This is a genomic window from Kocuria sp. JC486 (assembly GCF_011602805.1).
Lineage (GTDB): Bacteria > Actinomycetota > Actinomycetes > Actinomycetales > Micrococcaceae > Kocuria > Kocuria soli.
Genome location: NZ_JAAOZS010000004.1, coordinates 151,362 through 166,125, shown reverse-complemented (window position 1 = coordinate 166,125; position 14,764 = coordinate 151,362). Strand labels below are relative to the sequence as shown.

The following is a 14,764-nucleotide window of genomic DNA, read 5'->3' as shown; positions in this document are numbered from 1 at the left end:
GATCACTTACCTGCCTTTCCGGCCTTGCGGCGGATCTGCTCGCCCGCGTAGCGGACGCCCTTGCCCTTGTAGGGCTCGGGGGCGCGCAGACCGCGAATCTTGGCGGCCACGTGGCCGACCTGCTGCTTGTCAATGCCCTTGACGGTCACCTTGTTCGCGCCTTCGACGGCGAACTCGATGCCCTCGGGGGCCTCGAAGGTGATCGGGTGCGAGTAGCCCAGAGCGAACTCCAGGTTCTGGCCCTTCGCCTGCACACGGTAACCGGTGCCGACGATCTCCAGACCCTTGCTGTAGCCATCGGTCACACCCACGATCATGTTCTGGATCAGGGTGCGGGTCAGGCCGTGCAGGGAACGGGACTCGCGCTCGTCGTTGGGACGGGTGACCGTGATCGTGCCGTCCTCCTGGGACAGTTCGATCGGTGCGGACACCGTGTGGTTCAGCTCCCCCTTGGGGCCCTTCACGGACACCTGGGAGCCGTCAATCTTCACCTCGACGCCGGCGGGCACAGAGATGGGGAGACGTCCAATACGTGACATGTTCTCTTCCTTCCTTTCTCTGCTACCGGATCACCAGACGTAGGCCAGGACCTCGCCGCCCACGCCCTTCTTGGCAGCCTGCTTGTCGGTGAGCAGACCGGAAGAGGTCGAGAGGATGGCGATGCCCAGCCCGCCCAGAACGCGCGGCAGGTTGGTGGACTTGGCGTAAACGCGCAGGCCCGGCTTGGAGATACGGCGGACGCCGGCGATCGAACGCTCGCGCTGCGGACCGAACTTGAGGGTCAGGACCAGGGTCTTGCCGACCTTGGCCGGCTCTTCCGACCAGTCGGCGATGTAACCCTCGGTCTTGAGGATCTCTGCAACCCGGCCCTTGAGCTTGGAGTACGGCATGCTCACGGTGTCGTGGTAGGCAGAGTTTGCGTTGCGCAGACGGGTCAGCATGTCTGCGACAGGATCTGTCATGGTCATGTGGGCTCGTGCCCTTCCTCGTCTTGGTTTCCCACCGGGTCTTCACCCGTGGGACCTGAGACGTAGTCGTCAGTTGGTCTTGAAGGGGAAACCGAGCGCCTTGAGCAGCGCGCGGCCCTCGTCGTCGGTCTTGGCAGTGGTCACCACGGTGATGTCCATACCGCGAACGCGGTCGATCTTGTCCTGATCGATTTCGTGGAACATCGACTGTTCGGTGAGGCCGAAGGTGTAGTTGCCGTTGCCGTCGAACTGGCGGTCCGAGAGTCCGCGGAAGTCGCGGATACGCGGCAGGGCAAGGCTCACCAGGCGGTCCAGGAACTCCCACATGCGGTCGCCACGCAGCGTGGTGTGGCAGCCGATGGGCATTCCCTCACGCAGCTTGAACTGCGCGATGGACTTCTTGGCGCGGTTGATCACGGGCTTCTGACCGGTGATGGCGGTCAGGTCGCGAACGGCGCCGTCGATGAGCTTGGAGTCCTTGGCGGCGTCACCCACACCCATGTTGACGACGACCTTGACGATGCGCGGCGTCTCCATGACGTTGGAGTAGTTGAACTGCTCCTGCAGAGCGGGGACGACCACGTCCTGGAACTTGGTCTTGAAGCTGGGGGCGGTGGTTTCGGTCATCACAGATCCTTACCAGTGCTCTTGGACACGCGAACGCGCACGGTCTTGGTGCGGCCGTTGCGCTCGACGGTCTCGGTGCGGTAACCGACCTTGGTCGGCTTCTTGGTCTCGGGGTCCACCAGGGCCACGTTGGAGATGTGGATCGGGGCCTCGACCTTTTCGATGCCGCCGGACTCACCCTGCATCGTGGCGCGCTTGTGCCGCGTCACGACGTTGACGCCCTCGACGACCACACGCTGGGTCTCGGGGATGACACGCAGGACCTTGCCCTGCTTGCCCTTGTTGTCCTTCTTGCCGGAAATGACCTGGACCAGGTCGCCGGTCTTGATCTTGAACTTGGGCATCAGAGCACCTCCGGTGCCAGCGAGACGATCTTCATGAACTTCTTGTCGCGCAGCTCGCGGCCCACGGGGCCGAAGATGCGGGTGCCGCGGGGGTCACCGTCGGACTTGAGGATCACTGCGGCGTTCTCGTCGAAACGGATGTAGGAACCGTCCGGGCGGCGACGCTGCTTCTTGGTGCGAACGACGACGGCCTTGACGACGTCGCCCTTCTTCACGTTGCCGCCGGGGGTGGCATCCTTCACCGTGGCGACAATGGTGTCACCGATGCCTGCGTAGCGGCGACCGGATCCACCGAGAACGCGGATGGTCAGGATTTCCTTCGCACCCGAGTTGTCGGCGACGGTCAGCCGCGACTCCTGCTGAATCACTTGTTGTCTCCTGTCGTCACGCCGGTTCCAGCACCCTTCGGTTGAGCAGGGGCGGGCCTAGCGGAACAGCTCGTCGGATAAATTCCCCTCCACCTCTGGTCGTGCGTAAGACGCGCACGCTGCGGCAGGGGCTCGGCCTATTCGTGCCAGAAGCATCTGAACTCGCGGCGATTCCTGGCCACCCGAAGGCGCAAGGACGTTGCGGGCATTATGCGCTGGCACGAAAGAGCAGAGGGGTGAGGGCATAGAACTGCCCACACAAGACGTCAACCTTACCACGACGTCGTCGTGCGAACCCAGGGCGGGCAGTCTTGTGTGAGCAGCACAACGGCCCGCACTCCCCCGCCGTTGCGGGAGCGTACGGGCCGTTGCCGGACCGTTGCCGGTCGGGGCGATCTAGCGGCGAAGGGCCGCTGGGATCACTTGGCCTTCTCGATGATCTCGACGACGCGCCAGTGCTTGTCCGCGGACAGCGGGCGGGTCTCCGCGATCAGCACCAGGTCGCCGATCCCGCACGAGTTCTCCTCGTCGTGGGCCTTGACCTTCTTGGTGCGACGCATGACCTTGCCGTACAGGGCGTGCTTGACGTTGTCCTGCAGCTGAACGACGACGGTCTTGTTCATCTTGTCCGAGGTGACGTAGCCACGGCGGGTCTTGCGGTAGCCGCGCTCCTCGGTCTTCTGTGCCTGCTCGGTCACTTGGCATCATCCTCATCGGTGGTGTTCGTGGCACGGATGCCGAGCTCGCGCTCGCGCAGAACCGTGTAGATGCGGGCGATGTCACGCTTGACGGCCTTGAGGCGGCCGTTGGACTCGAGCTGACCGGTCGCCGACTGGAAGCGCAGGTTGAACAGCTCTTCCTTGGCCTTCTTCAGCTCGGTGTACAAAGCGTCGTTGTCGAGCTCTTCGAGCTTCTCAATGCTCAGATCCTTGGATCCAACAGCCATTGATCATTCACCGCCTTCGCGACGCACAATGCGTGCCTTCATGGGGAGCTTGTGGATCGCCAGGCGCAGGGCCTCGCGAGCGACCTCGTCGGACACACCGCCGAGCTCGAACATCACGCGACCCGGCTTGACGTTGGCGACCCACCACTCGGGCGAGCCCTTACCGGAACCCATACGGGTTTCGGCGGGGCGCTTGGTCAAGGGACGGTCCGGGTAGATGTTGATCCAGACCTTGCCGCCACGCTTGATGTGGCGGGTCATGGCGATACGAGCTGCCTCGATCTGCCGGTTGGTGACGTAGGCCGGGGTCAGGGCCTGAATGCCCCACTCACCGAAGGTGACCTCGGTGCCGCCCTTTGCCATACCACTCCGCTTGGGGTGGTGCTGCTTGCGATACTTCACACGACGGGGGATGAGCATCAGTTACCACCCTCTGCGTTGGACGCCGGGGCCTGGGCCTCGGCGGCAGGGGCCTCCGCGGTGCGCTCGGTGCGCTCCCCGCGGCGACCACCACGGTCATTACGGTCGTTGCGACGACGACGCTCGCCACCACCGCGACGGTCGTTGCCGCCACGGCCGCGGGAGGGAGCGGCAGCTTCCTGAGCAGCCAGTTCCTTGTCGGTCAGATCGCCCTTGTAGATCCAGACCTTCACGCCGATGCGGCCGAAGGTGGTCTTGGCCTCGAAGAAGCCGTAGTCGATGTTCGCGCGCAGGGTGTGCAGGGGCACACGGCCTTCGCGGTAGAACTCCGAGCGGGACATCTCCGCACCGCCCAGACGGCCGGCGCACTGGATACGAATACCCTTGGCGCCCGCACGCTGCGCGGACTGGATGGCCTTCTTCATGGCGCGGCGGAAGGCCACGCGGGAGGCCAGCTGCTCGGCGACACCCTGGGCAACCAGCTGGGCATCCGCTTCGGGGTTCTTGACCTCGAGGATGTTCAGCTGGATCTGCTTGCCGGTGAGCTTCTCGAGCTCGCCGCGGATGCGATCGGCCTCGGCGCCGCGGCGGCCGATGACGATGCCCGGCCGGGCGGTGTGGATGTCGACGCGGACGCGGTCACGGGTGCGCTCGATCTCGACCTTCGAGATACCGGCGCGCTCCATGCCGGTGTCCATCAGCTTGCGGATCTGCACGTCCTCACGGACGTAGTCCTTGTACTGCTGGCCTTCCTTCGTGGAATCAGCGAACCAGTGCGAAACGTGGTCCGTGGTGATTCCCAGTCGGAAACCGTTGGGGTTGATCTTCTGTCCCACTTAGCGGACCTCCTCGTTCTCCGGGGTGGCCACGACCAGGGTGATGTGGCTCGTGCGCTTGTTGATCCGGTAGGCGCGGCCCTGGGCACGCGGGCGGAACCGCTTCATGGTCGGTCCCTCGTCCACGAATGCCTCGGACACGACCAGCTCTTCCTCGCGGAAGGGCAGGCCCTGACGGTCGGCTGCCTGGCGGGCGTTGGCCACTGCGGACGACAGAACCTTGAACACCGGCTCCGAAGCACCCTGCGGGGCGAACTTCAGGATGGCCAGTGCCTCGTGTGCCTGCTGGCCACGGATCAGGTTGACGACGCGCCGGGCCTTCATCGGCGTCACGCGGACGTACCGCGCAGATGCCTTGGCTTCCATTGCTTTCCTCTTCTCGTCTCTTGACGAAGTGCTAAACGCTGCTGGACCGAGAGGGTCAGCGGCGCTTGCCCTTCTTGTCGTCCTTCACATGGCCACGGAAAGTACGCGTGGGAGCGAACTCACCGAGCTTGTGACCAACCATGGACTCGGTGATGAACACCGGGATGTGCTTACGGCCGTCGTGCACGGCGATCGTGTGCCCGAGCATGTCGGGGATGATCATCGAGCGGCGCGACCACGTCTTGATGACGTTCTTGGTGCCCTTCTCGTTCTCCTTGGCCACCTTCACGAAAAGGTGCTGGTCGACGAAAGGGCCCTTCTTCAGGCTGCGTGGCATGGTTCAGGCTCCCTTAGCGCTTGTTCTTGCCGGTACGGCGACGGCGGACGATCAGCTTGTCGCTTTCCTTGTTGGGGCGACGGGTACGGCCCTCGGGCTTACCGTTCGGGTTGACCGGGTGACGGCCACCGGAGGTCTTGCCTTCACCACCACCGTGCGGGTGATCGACAGGGTTCATGACCACACCGCGCACGGTCGGGCGGATGCCCTTCCAGCGGTTGCGGCCGGCCTTGCCCCAGTTGATGTTGGACTGCTCGGCGTTTCCGACCTCGCCGATCGTCGCGCGGCAGCGCACGTCGACGTTGCGGATCTCACCGGAGGGCAGACGGAGCTGGCCGTACTTGCCTTCCTTGGCGACCAGCTGGACGGAGGCGCCGGCGGAACGTGCGAGCTTGGCACCGCCACCGGGCCGCAGTTCCACGGCGTGAATCACGGTACCGACGGGGATGTTGCGCAGCGGCAGGTTGTTGCCGGGCTTGATGTCGGCGCCGGGGCCGCTCTCGACGACGTCGCCCTGCTTGAGACGGTTCGGCGCCACGATGTAGCGCTTGGTGCCGTCCACGTAGTGCAGCAGTGCGATGCGTGCGGTGCGGTTGGGGTCGTACTCGATGTGAGCGACCTTGGCGTCCACGCCGTCCTTGTCGTGCCGACGGAAGTCGATCACGCGGTACTGGCGCTTGTGGCCACCGCCCTTGTGACGGGTGGTGATGCGACCCAGGTTGTTGCGTCCGCCCTTCTTGGGCAGCGGGCGCAGCAAGGACTTCTCCGGAGTCGATCGGGTGATCTCTGCGAAGTCCGCGACGGACGAGCCACGGCGGCCCGGCGTCGTCGGCTTGTGCTTACGAATAGCCATGTTTGAAATTCCTCGATAGGTGTGGCCTTAGGGCGATCAGCCCTGGCCTCCGAAGATGTCGATGGTGCCCTCGGAGAGGGTCACGATGGCGCGCTTGGTGCGGTTGCGCTGTCCCCAGCCGAAGCGGGTGCGCTTGCGCTTGCCGTCGCGGTTGGCGGTGTTGACCGAGGCAACCTTGACGTCGAAGATCGCTTCGACGGCCTGCTTGATCTCGATCTTGTTCGCGTCGTTGGCGACGAAGAAGGTGTACTGGCCCTGGTCGATCAGGCCGTAGGCCTTCTCGGAGACAACAGGCGCGATGATGACGTCACGCGGGTCCTTGTAGGTCACGCTCACTTGGCGTCCTCCTGCTTCTTGCCGGTCTGAGCCGCGTCGACGAATGCGTCGTAGGCGGCCTTGGTGAAGACCACGTCGTCGGCAACCAGCACGTCGTAGGTGTTGAGCTGGTCGGCGTACAGGCTGTGCACGTTCTCCAGGTTGCGCACCGACAGTGCGGCGACGTCGTCCTGGCGGTCGAGCACGACGAGCAGGTTCTTGCGCTCGGTCAGCCCGGCCAGAGCAGCCTTGGCGGCCTTGGTCGAGGGGGTCTCTCCCGCGACCAGTTCGGCCACGACGTGGATGCGGTTGTGGCGAGCGCGGTCCGAGAGGGCGCCACGCAGAGCGGCGGCCTTCATCTTCTTGGGGGTGCGCTGCGAGTAGTCGCGCGGCACGGGGCCGTGCACGATGCCGCCACCGGTCATGTGCGGGGCGCGGATCGAACCCTGACGGGCGCGGCCGGTGCCCTTCTGCTTGAACGGCTTGCGTCCGGCACCGGACACCTCACCGCGGCGCTTGGTCTTGTGGGTGCCCTGACGGGCGGCAGCCAGCTGGGCGACGACGACCTGGTGCATCAGCGGCACGGAGGTCTTGGCGTCGAAGATCTCGGCGGGCAGTTCCACGTTGATGGTCTCTGTTGCCATGGCTTATCAGGCTCCCTTCACGGCGGTGCGGACGAGGACGACCGAACCCTTGGGGCCCGGCAAGGCGCCCTTGATGAGCAGCAGGGAGTTCTCGGCGTCAACGGCCTGGACCTTGAGGTTCATGGTCGTGTGTCGGTCGTGGCCCATCCGGCCTGCCATGCGCATTCCCTTGAACACGCGGGCGGCGAAGGAGGCGTTACCGATCGAACCCGGCTTGCGGTGGTTCTTGTGCTGACCGTGGGAGGCGCCCACACCGGCGAAGCCGTGGCGCTTCATGACACCGGCGGTGCCCTTGCCCTTGGTCGTGCCGACGACGTCGACCAACTGGCCGGCCTCGAACAGCTCAACGGAAAGTTCCTGACCGAGCTCGTACTCGCCGGCGTCGGAGGTGCGGACCTCGACGACGTGGCGGCGGGGAGTCACACCGGCCTTCTCGAAGTGACCGGCCAGCGGCTTGGTCACCTTGCGGGGGTCGATCTGACCGTAGCCGATCTGGATGGCGGAGTAGCCGTCCTTGTCGGCGGTGCGAAGCTGAGTCACGACGTTGGTGTCGGCCTGCACGACGGTGACCGGGACGAGCTTTCCGTCCTCGTCCCAGACCTGGGTCATGCCGAGCTTCTTGCCCAGAATGCCCTTCATCTGGCGTTCGTAAGTCGTAGTCATTGCGTCTGCGGTCCTTATCAGAGCTTGATTTCGATGTTGACGTCGGCCGGCAGGTCGAGTCGCATGAGCGAGTCGACAGCCTTCGGCGTCGGGTCCACGATGTCGATCAGCCGCTTGTGCGTACGCATCTCGAAGTGCTCGCGGCTGTCCTTGTACTTGTGCGGCGAGCGGATGACGCAGTACACGTTCTTCTCGGTCGGCAGCGGCACGGGGCCGACGACGGTTGCGCCGGCACGGGTCACCGTCTCGACGATCTTGCGGGCCGAGACGTCAATGACCTCGTGGTCATAGGACTTCAGCCGGATGCGGATTTTCTGTCCCGCCATGGCGTCGTGACTCTCTTTCTTCAAGTACTTCCCTGTGACGGAGCTCGAAGCTCCTTGTGTGTGGCACTCCGGTGAGTGCCGCTTCGCGTGGGCCGAATCCGGTGTCCCGGGTTCCTCGCCCCACCGAAGCACCGTCCCCCGCGCTCGGGCGTGTCGTACATGCGCCGTGCGCATGCTGTTGCCGTGTTGTGAATGCGGGGTGGTCGTTCTCGGGTTCGTCCGTGACGTCCGGGCGGCTGTGGATTCTCGATGACAACCGGGAATCACCACCCGCGGACATGCCACGGCTTGCGAACAACAGCGTCTATCCTGCCACGGCGTCCGAGCCCGCCGCAACCCCGGGCGTGTCCCTGTGGTCGAGGTCATGCACGGGCAGTACACGGCACAAGGCCCCGCGCCGACGAATCGGTGCGGGGCCCTGTGCTGTGTCCGGATCGGGCCGGTGGCCCGAGGTCCAGATCAGTCAGTGAGTGATCACTTGATGATCTTGGTGACCTTGCCGGAGCCGACGGTGCGGCCACCCTCACGGATGGCGAAGCCGAGGCCGTCCTCCATGGCGATGGGCTGGATCAGCTCAACGGTCATCTCGGTGTTGTCACCGGGCATGACCATCTCGGTGCCTTCCGGCAGGGTGATGACCCCGGTGACGTCGGTGGTCCGGAAGTAGAACTGCGGACGGTAGTTCGAGTAGAACGGGTTGTGACGGCCACCCTCGTCCTTGGACAGGATGTAGACGTTCGCCTCGAAGTTGGTGTGCGGAGTGATGGAACCCGGCTTGCACACGACCTGGCCACGCTCGACGTCGTCGCGCTTGAGGCCACGCAGGAGCAGGCCACAGTTCTCGCCGGCCAGCGCCTCGTCCATCTGCTTGTGGAACATCTCGATACCGGTCACGGTGGTCTTCTGGATCGGGCGGATGCCGACGATCTCGACCTCGGAGTTGATCGGCAGGGTGCCACGCTCGGCACGGCCGGTCACAACGGTGCCACGACCGGTGATGGTGAAGACGTCCTCGATGGGCATGAGGAAGGGCTTGTCGGTCTCGCGGACGGGGTCCGGGATGAACTCGTCAACGGCCTCCATGAGGTCCTCGACGGACTTGACCCACTCGGCGTCGCCCTCGAGAGCCTTCAGAGCGGAGACGCGGACAACGGGAGCGTTGTCGCCGTCGAAGCCCTGATCGGAGAGCAGCTCGCGGACCTCCATCTCGACCAGGTCGAGGAGCTCTTCGTCATCGACCATGTCGGACTTGTTCAGCGCGACCAGCAGGGTGGGGACGCCCACCTGGCGGGCCAGCAGAACGTGCTCGCGGGTCTGGGCCATGGGGCCGTCAGTTGCAGCAACCACCAGGATGGCGCCGTCCATCTGAGCTGCACCGGTGATCATGTTCTTGACGTAGTCGGCGTGACCCGGGGCGTCGACGTGGGCGTAGTGACGCTTCTCGGTCTGGTACTCGATGTGCGCGATGTTGATCGTGATGCCGCGCTGGCGCTCCTCGGGAGCGGAGTCGATCATGCCGAAATCGCGCTGCTCGTTGAGGTCCGGGTACTTGTCGGCCAGAACCTTGGAGATGGCGGCAGTGAGCGTGGTCTTGCCGTGGTCGACGTGGCCGATGGTGCCGATGTTGACGTGCGGCTTGGTGCGCTCGAACTTGGCCTTCGCCATAGTTGTTCCTCCTAGAAACGTGATGCTGGAGCGTGTTGGAAACCTTGCGTGCCCGCTGGCGCGGGGTCAAGAGGCGCTGCAGCGGACAGAAACCTCTGCAAGTGTAGTCGGGTGGACCGATTGGTGAAAATCGATTCCTGGGGGTGGAGGGCGGTCCCACCGCCTCAGGTGGCGGGACGGACCCTCGAGGTGTTCCGGGCCGGGCCCGGACGACGCGGCGGGTCGATGACCTCGACCCGCCGCGTCAGCGAGTCACTCGCCGCGGTTCTTCTGGATGATCTCGTCCGCGACGGCCTTGGGGACCTCTGAGTACGAGTCGAACTGCATCGAGTACACGGCACGGCCCTGGGTCTTGGAACGCAGGTCGCCGATGTAGCCGAACATCTCCGACAGCGGCACGTTGGCCTTGACCAACTTGACGCCCGTGACGTCCTCCATGGACTGGATCTGACCACGGCGGGAGTTCAGGTCACCGATGACGTCGCCCATGTACTCCTCCGGAGTACGGACCTCGACGGCCATGAGCGGTTCCAGCAGGACCGGGTTGGCGCGCTTGGCACCTTCCTTGAACACCATGGAGCCGGCGATCTTGAATGCCATTTCCGAGGAGTCGACGTCGTGGTAGGCGCCGTCGACCAGGGTGGCCTTGACACCGACCACCGGGTAACCGGCCAGCACGCCCAACTGCATGGCGTCCTGGATGCCGGCATCCACGGAGGGGATGTACTCGCGCGGGACGCGGCCACCCGTGATGGCGTTGTCGAACTCGTAGAGCTCCTCGGCGTCCAGCTCGATCGGGGCGAAGGAGACCTGCACCTTTGCGAACTGACCGGAACCACCGGTCTGCTTCTTGTGGGTGTAGTCGACCTTCTCGACGGCCTTCTTGATGGTCTCGCGGTAGGCCACCTGGGGCTTGCCCACGTTGGCCTCGACCTTGAACTCGCGCTTCATCCGGTCCACCAGGATGTCCAGGTGGAGCTCGCCCATGCCGCCGATCTCGGTCTGGCCGGTCTCGTCGTTCAGGGACACGGTGAAGGTGGGGTCCTCCGCCGAGAGCTTCTGGATGGCCGTGGACAGCTTCTCCTGGTCACCCTTGGTCTTCGGCTCGATGGCCACGAAGATCACGGGGGCGGGGAAGGACATGGACTCGAGCACGATCGGGTTCGCCTGATCGCACAGGGTGTCGCCCGTGGTGGTGTCCTTCAGACCGATGGCCGCGTAGATGTGGCCGGCCTGGATCTCCTCGACCGGGTTCTCCTTGTTGGAGTGCATCTGGAACAGCTTGCCGATGCGCTCCTTCTTGCCCTTGGTCGAGTTCAGCACCTGCTCGCCGGCCTTGGCCTTGCCCGAGTACACGCGGGTGTAGGTCAGGGTGCCGTAGAACGGATGGGTGGCGACCTTGAAGGCCAGCGCGGAGAACGGAGCGGTCGAGTCCGCGGGGCGGGTCATGACCTCTTCCTCGTCGTTGACCGCGTGGCCCTGGACGTCGGGGACGTCCAGCGGCGAGGGCAGGAAGTCGATCACGGCGTCGAGCATGGGCTGCACGCCGCGGTTCTTGAACGCGGAACCGCACAGGACCGGGTAGGCCTCGGAGTTGATCGTCAGCTTGCGGATGCCGGCCTTGAGCTCGTCCAGGGTCAGCTCTTCGCCGCCCAGGTACTTCTCCATGAGCTCGTCGTCGGCCTCGGCGACGTCCTCGATCAGGTTGTTGCGGTACTCCTCGGCGCGATCCTGCAGATCGGCCGGGATCTCCTGGGTCTGGTAGGAGGCGCCCAGGGACACGTCGCCCTTGGAGTCACCCTCCCAGACCAGTGCCTTCATGGTGAGCAGGTCGACGACGCCCACGAAGTCCGACTCGGAACCGATGGGCAGCTGGAGAACCAGCGGCTTGGCGCCGAGGCGGTTGATGATGGTGTCGACGGTGAAGTAGAAGTCCGCGCCGAGCTTGTCCATCTTGTTGACGAAGCAGATGCGGGGAACGTCGTACTTGTCGGCCTGACGCCACACGGTCTCCGACTGGGGCTCGACACCCTCCTTGCCGTCGAACACTGCGACGGCGCCGTCGAGCACGCGCAGCGAACGCTCCACCTCGACGGTGAAGTCCACGTGGCCCGGGGTGTCGATGATGTTGATCTGGTTGTCGTGCCAGTAGCACGAGGTAGCCGCGGACGTGATCGTGATGCCGCGTTCCTGCTCCTGCTCCATCCAGTCCATCGTCGAGGCGCCGTCGTGCGTCTCGCCGAGTTTGTGGTTGATGCCGGTGTAGAACAGGATGCGCTCGGTGGTGGTCGTCTTGCCGGCATCGATGTGCGCCATGATGCCGATGTTGCGGACCTTCTTGAGGTCGGTAAGCACGTCAAGTGCCACGGTGTGTCCCTTCTGAGGTGTAGCCGACGGTTCGCCGCCGCGACAACGCGGAATCTCCCTCGAGAATCGAGGCGGCGAACCGGGCCGATGGTACCAGCGGGGCTGGTATTACCAGCGGTAGTGGGCGAAGGCCTTGTTGGAGTCAGCCATCTTGTGGGTGTCCTCGCGGCGCTTGACCGCGGCACCGAGGCCGTTGGAGGCGTCGAGGATCTCGTTCATGAGACGCTCGGTCATGGTGTTCTCGCGGCGAACCTTGGCGTAGCCGACCAGCCAGCGCAGGGCCAGGGCGGTCGAACGACCGGCGCGGACCTCAACCGGAACCTGGTAGGTGGCGCCACCGACACGGCGGGAGCGAACCTCCAGCGCGGGCTTGACGTTCTCCAGGGCCTTCTTCAGGGTGGCAACCGGCTCGGAGCCGGTCTTCTGCTCGACACCGGCGAGGGCACCGTAGACGATGCGCTCGGCGGTGGACTTCTTGCCGTCCTGGAGGACCTTGTTGATCAGCTGCGTGACGACCGGCGAACCGTAGACGGGGTCGACGACGAGCGGGCGCTTGGGAGCGGGACCCTTACGAGGCATTACTTCTTCTCCTTCTTCGCGCCGTAGCGGGAGCGTGCCTGGCCGCGGCCCTTGACACCCTGGGTGTCGAGGGCGCCGCGAACGATCTTGTAGCGGACACCCGGAAGGTCCTTCACACGACCGCCGCGAACGAGCACGATCGAGTGCTCCTGCAGGTTGTGGCCCTCGCCGGGGATGTAAGCGGTGACCTCGACGCCGCCGTTGAGGCGCACACGGGCGACCTTACGGAGGGCGGAGTTCGGCTTCTTGGGAGTGGTGGTGTACACACGGGTGCACACGCCACGCTTCATGGGGTTGCCCTTAAGCGCCGGAGCCTTGGTCTTGACGACCTTGGGGCTGCGGCCCTTGCGGACGAGCTGCTGAATTGTTGGCACTTCGTCTCCTGGTGGTGGCGGGCCGCTGTCTGCGGCGCCGCGGGTTTGGTCTAGGACTCTTCCGAGCCACTCGATCCCTCCCGCGTTCCGCCGGCGGCCGGTCAGACACGAGCCCACCCGGGTCCTGGTGAACCTGGAAAGGTGAGAACTGCGTCTGTGGACACGCAAAAAAGTGGCACCGAGATACAACCTGCGTATCTCTGGACGGAGTCCACATTGCCACTGGAGTGCGATCACACGGGTGATCGAGCCAATCTCGTATACCGTACCAGACGGTGACCCACCTGCCTAGCCTGCGCTGGCCACCAGATCGGCGTGCACGGCCTGCGCACAGGCTTGCAGGTGCGGCAGGATCTGCCCCACCGGGTCATCGGCCGACGGACTGGCCCCGACGCGCATGGAGACGTTGACCGCTGCCGCGGTGGTGCCGTTCGAGTCCTTGAGCGGGACGGCGACGGAGCGCAACCCCGCCTCCAGCTCCTGGTCCACGACGGCGTAACCACGGGCGCGGACTTCGTCCAGGCGGGTGATCAGTTGCTGGGGTGTGCTGATCGTGCGACTCGAGATCGGGGACTTGAGCTGTTCCGAGCACAGGGCCACGGCGTCGTCGTCGGGCATCGCGGCCAACAGGACCCTGCCCATGGACGTGGCGTGGGCCGGGAAGCGCGTGCCGACCGAGATGGCGACGTTCATGATGTGCCGCACCTGGACGCGGGCGACGTAGACGATGTCCGGTCCGTCCAGAACGGCGACCGAGCAGGATTCGTGCACCCGGTCCGACAGTGTGCGCAGGTGCGGTGTGACCAACTCCGGGAGGCTCAACGCGGAGAGGTACGAGTAGCCCAGCTGCAAGACCTTGGCGGTGAGCTCGAACTGGCGTCCGTCGCTGCGGACGTAGCCGAGTTCTTCCAGGGTCAGCAGGAACCGGCGTGCCGTCGCGCGGGTCAGGCCCGTGCGGCGGGCGACGTCCGACAAGGTCATGCTGGGGTTCTCGGCGTCGAAGACCCCGATCACCGCCAGACCGCGCGCGAGGGACTGGACGTAGTGCCCTCCCCCCTCGCGGGTCGCGGTCTCAGCACCTTTCGGACGGTCGGAAATCATTCGGAACGCTCGAGCGGGAACGGGACGAGTTCTTGCACGGCCTCGAAATCACATCCAAACGTCTCACGGACGACCACCCGTCCGTCGCCTTCGATCAGGAACACTGCCTGATCAGTGTAGACACGGGAAACACAGCCCACACCGGTCAACGGCATGGTGCAGTTCTCCACCAGCTTGGCCTGGCCGTTCTTGGCGGTGAGGGTCATCATCACGAACGTCTGCTTGGCTCCGGTGGCCAGGTCCATGGCGCCCCCGACGGCGGGGATCGCATCCGGCTTCCCGGTGTGCCAGTTGGCCAGGTTTCCGGCGCGGTCCACCTGGAAGGCACCGAGCACGCAGCAGTCCAGGTGCCCGCCTCGCATCATCGCGAAGGAATCGGCGTGGTGGAAGTAGGAGCACCCGTCGGTCTCCTTGACGGGAATCTTCCCTGCGTTGATCAGGTCGGGGTCGACCTCGTCACCATGGGCCTCTCCCCCCATGCCGAGCATCCCGTTCTCGGTGTGCAGGGTGACGTCGTCCTCCGGGGTCAGGTAGTTCGACACGAGCGTCGGCTGGCCGATCCCCAGGTTGACGTAGGCGCCGGCCGGGATGTCGGCGGCCACCACCTCTGCCAACTGCTCGGGGGTCAGCGCGGCGTCCTTGGTCATGGAAGTCATGGTCTGCTC

At 65.0% G+C, this 14,764-nt stretch carries 22 protein-coding genes; all 22 read right to left on the bottom strand.

Annotated elements, in window-relative coordinates; translation table 11 throughout:
- Positions 1–2: 2 nt before the first annotated feature.
- The 22 genes from rplF to GWK18_RS03930 all read right to left on the bottom strand — a co-directional run bounded on the left by rplF (position 3) and on the right by GWK18_RS03930 (position 14,755).
- Positions 3–539, bottom strand: coding sequence for a 50S ribosomal protein L6 (gene rplF, locus GWK18_RS04035; RefSeq protein ID WP_123824915.1), 537 nt, complete (start codon positions 537–539; stop codon positions 3–5).
- Between the two features lie 30 nt (positions 540–569).
- Entirely contained in the window at positions 570–968 is a 399-nt protein-coding gene (rpsH, locus tag GWK18_RS04030) for a 30S ribosomal protein S8 (protein ID WP_123824914.1), read from the bottom strand.
- 69 nt (positions 969–1,037) lie between these two features.
- The gene (gene rplE, locus GWK18_RS04025; protein WP_123824913.1) at positions 1,038–1,595 is read right to left on the bottom strand and encodes a 50S ribosomal protein L5; all 558 of its coding nucleotides are present in this window, start codon (positions 1,593–1,595) and stop codon (positions 1,038–1,040) included.
- Entirely contained in the window at positions 1,595–1,939 is a 345-nt protein-coding gene (gene rplX, locus GWK18_RS04020; protein ID WP_166833340.1) for a 50S ribosomal protein L24, read from the bottom strand. Before rplX ends, rplE begins: the two co-directional genes overlap by 1 nt.
- Positions 1,939–2,307, bottom strand: a complete 369-nt coding sequence (gene rplN, locus GWK18_RS04015) for a 50S ribosomal protein L14 (RefSeq protein WP_123824911.1) — start codon at positions 2,305–2,307, stop codon at positions 1,939–1,941. Before rplN ends, rplX begins: the two co-directional genes overlap by 1 nt.
- Positions 2,308–2,726: 419 nt before the next feature.
- Positions 2,727–3,005, bottom strand: a complete 279-nt coding sequence (gene rpsQ / locus GWK18_RS04010; protein ID WP_123824910.1) for a 30S ribosomal protein S17 — start codon at positions 3,003–3,005, stop codon at positions 2,727–2,729.
- On the bottom strand, positions 3,002–3,253 hold the full coding sequence (gene rpmC / locus GWK18_RS04005; RefSeq protein WP_123824909.1) for a 50S ribosomal protein L29: 252 nt from the start codon (positions 3,251–3,253) through the stop codon (positions 3,002–3,004). Before rpmC ends, rpsQ begins: the two co-directional genes overlap by 4 nt.
- A gap of 3 nt (positions 3,254–3,256) precedes the next feature.
- Positions 3,257–3,673, bottom strand: coding sequence for a 50S ribosomal protein L16 (gene rplP / locus GWK18_RS04000; protein WP_123824908.1), 417 nt, complete (start codon positions 3,671–3,673; stop codon positions 3,257–3,259).
- The gene (gene rpsC, locus GWK18_RS03995; protein WP_166833338.1) at positions 3,673–4,509 is read right to left on the bottom strand and encodes a 30S ribosomal protein S3; all 837 of its coding nucleotides are present in this window, start codon (positions 4,507–4,509) and stop codon (positions 3,673–3,675) included. Before rpsC ends, rplP begins: the two co-directional genes overlap by 1 nt.
- Complete coding sequence (rplV, locus tag GWK18_RS03990; protein ID WP_123824906.1) at positions 4,510–4,875, bottom strand: 50S ribosomal protein L22; 366 nt, start codon at positions 4,873–4,875, stop codon at positions 4,510–4,512. It lies immediately after the preceding gene.
- Positions 4,876–4,930: 55 nt separating this feature from the next.
- Positions 4,931–5,212 (bottom strand): 30S ribosomal protein S19, encoded by a 282-nt coding sequence (gene rpsS / locus GWK18_RS03985; protein ID WP_047691968.1) that lies wholly within the window; start codon positions 5,210–5,212, stop codon positions 4,931–4,933.
- 13 nt (positions 5,213–5,225) lie between these two features.
- Complete coding sequence (gene rplB / locus GWK18_RS03980) at positions 5,226–6,065, bottom strand: 50S ribosomal protein L2 (RefSeq protein ID WP_166833336.1); 840 nt, start codon at positions 6,063–6,065, stop codon at positions 5,226–5,228.
- Positions 6,066–6,101: 36 nt separating this feature from the next.
- A complete protein-coding gene (gene rplW, locus GWK18_RS03975; protein WP_123824904.1) occupies positions 6,102–6,401 on the bottom strand; it encodes a 50S ribosomal protein L23 in 300 nt (99 codons plus the stop codon).
- Complete coding sequence (gene rplD, locus GWK18_RS03970) at positions 6,398–7,024, bottom strand: 50S ribosomal protein L4 (protein ID WP_123824903.1); 627 nt, start codon at positions 7,022–7,024, stop codon at positions 6,398–6,400. The genes rplW and rplD overlap by 4 nt, the downstream gene beginning before the upstream one ends.
- 6 nt (positions 7,025–7,030) lie before the next feature.
- Entirely contained in the window at positions 7,031–7,687 is a 657-nt protein-coding gene (gene rplC / locus GWK18_RS03965; RefSeq protein ID WP_123824902.1) for a 50S ribosomal protein L3, read from the bottom strand.
- 17 nt (positions 7,688–7,704) lie between these two features.
- Positions 7,705–8,013 (bottom strand): 30S ribosomal protein S10, encoded by a 309-nt coding sequence (gene rpsJ, locus GWK18_RS03960; RefSeq protein WP_013349689.1) that lies wholly within the window; start codon positions 8,011–8,013, stop codon positions 7,705–7,707.
- A 474-nt stretch (positions 8,014–8,487) separates the two neighbouring features.
- Positions 8,488–9,678 (bottom strand): elongation factor Tu, encoded by a 1,191-nt coding sequence (gene tuf, locus GWK18_RS03955; RefSeq protein ID WP_123824901.1) that lies wholly within the window; start codon positions 9,676–9,678, stop codon positions 8,488–8,490.
- A gap of 252 nt (positions 9,679–9,930) precedes the next feature.
- Positions 9,931–12,045, bottom strand: a complete 2,115-nt coding sequence (fusA, locus tag GWK18_RS03950) for an elongation factor G (protein WP_123824900.1) — start codon at positions 12,043–12,045, stop codon at positions 9,931–9,933.
- A gap of 108 nt (positions 12,046–12,153) precedes the next feature.
- Positions 12,154–12,624, bottom strand: a complete 471-nt coding sequence (gene rpsG / locus GWK18_RS03945) for a 30S ribosomal protein S7 (protein WP_123824899.1) — start codon at positions 12,622–12,624, stop codon at positions 12,154–12,156.
- Positions 12,624–12,998, bottom strand: a complete 375-nt coding sequence (rpsL, locus tag GWK18_RS03940; protein ID WP_123824898.1) for a 30S ribosomal protein S12 — start codon at positions 12,996–12,998, stop codon at positions 12,624–12,626. The genes rpsG and rpsL overlap by 1 nt, the downstream gene beginning before the upstream one ends.
- A 288-nt stretch (positions 12,999–13,286) precedes the next feature.
- Positions 13,287–14,099, bottom strand: a complete 813-nt coding sequence (locus tag GWK18_RS03935) for an IclR family transcriptional regulator C-terminal domain-containing protein (RefSeq protein WP_123824897.1) — start codon at positions 14,097–14,099, stop codon at positions 13,287–13,289.
- Positions 14,096–14,755, bottom strand: a complete 660-nt coding sequence (locus tag GWK18_RS03930) for a 3-oxoacid CoA-transferase subunit B (protein WP_123824896.1) — start codon at positions 14,753–14,755, stop codon at positions 14,096–14,098. Before GWK18_RS03930 ends, GWK18_RS03935 begins: the two co-directional genes overlap by 4 nt.
- Between the last annotated feature and the right edge of the window lie 9 nt (positions 14,756–14,764).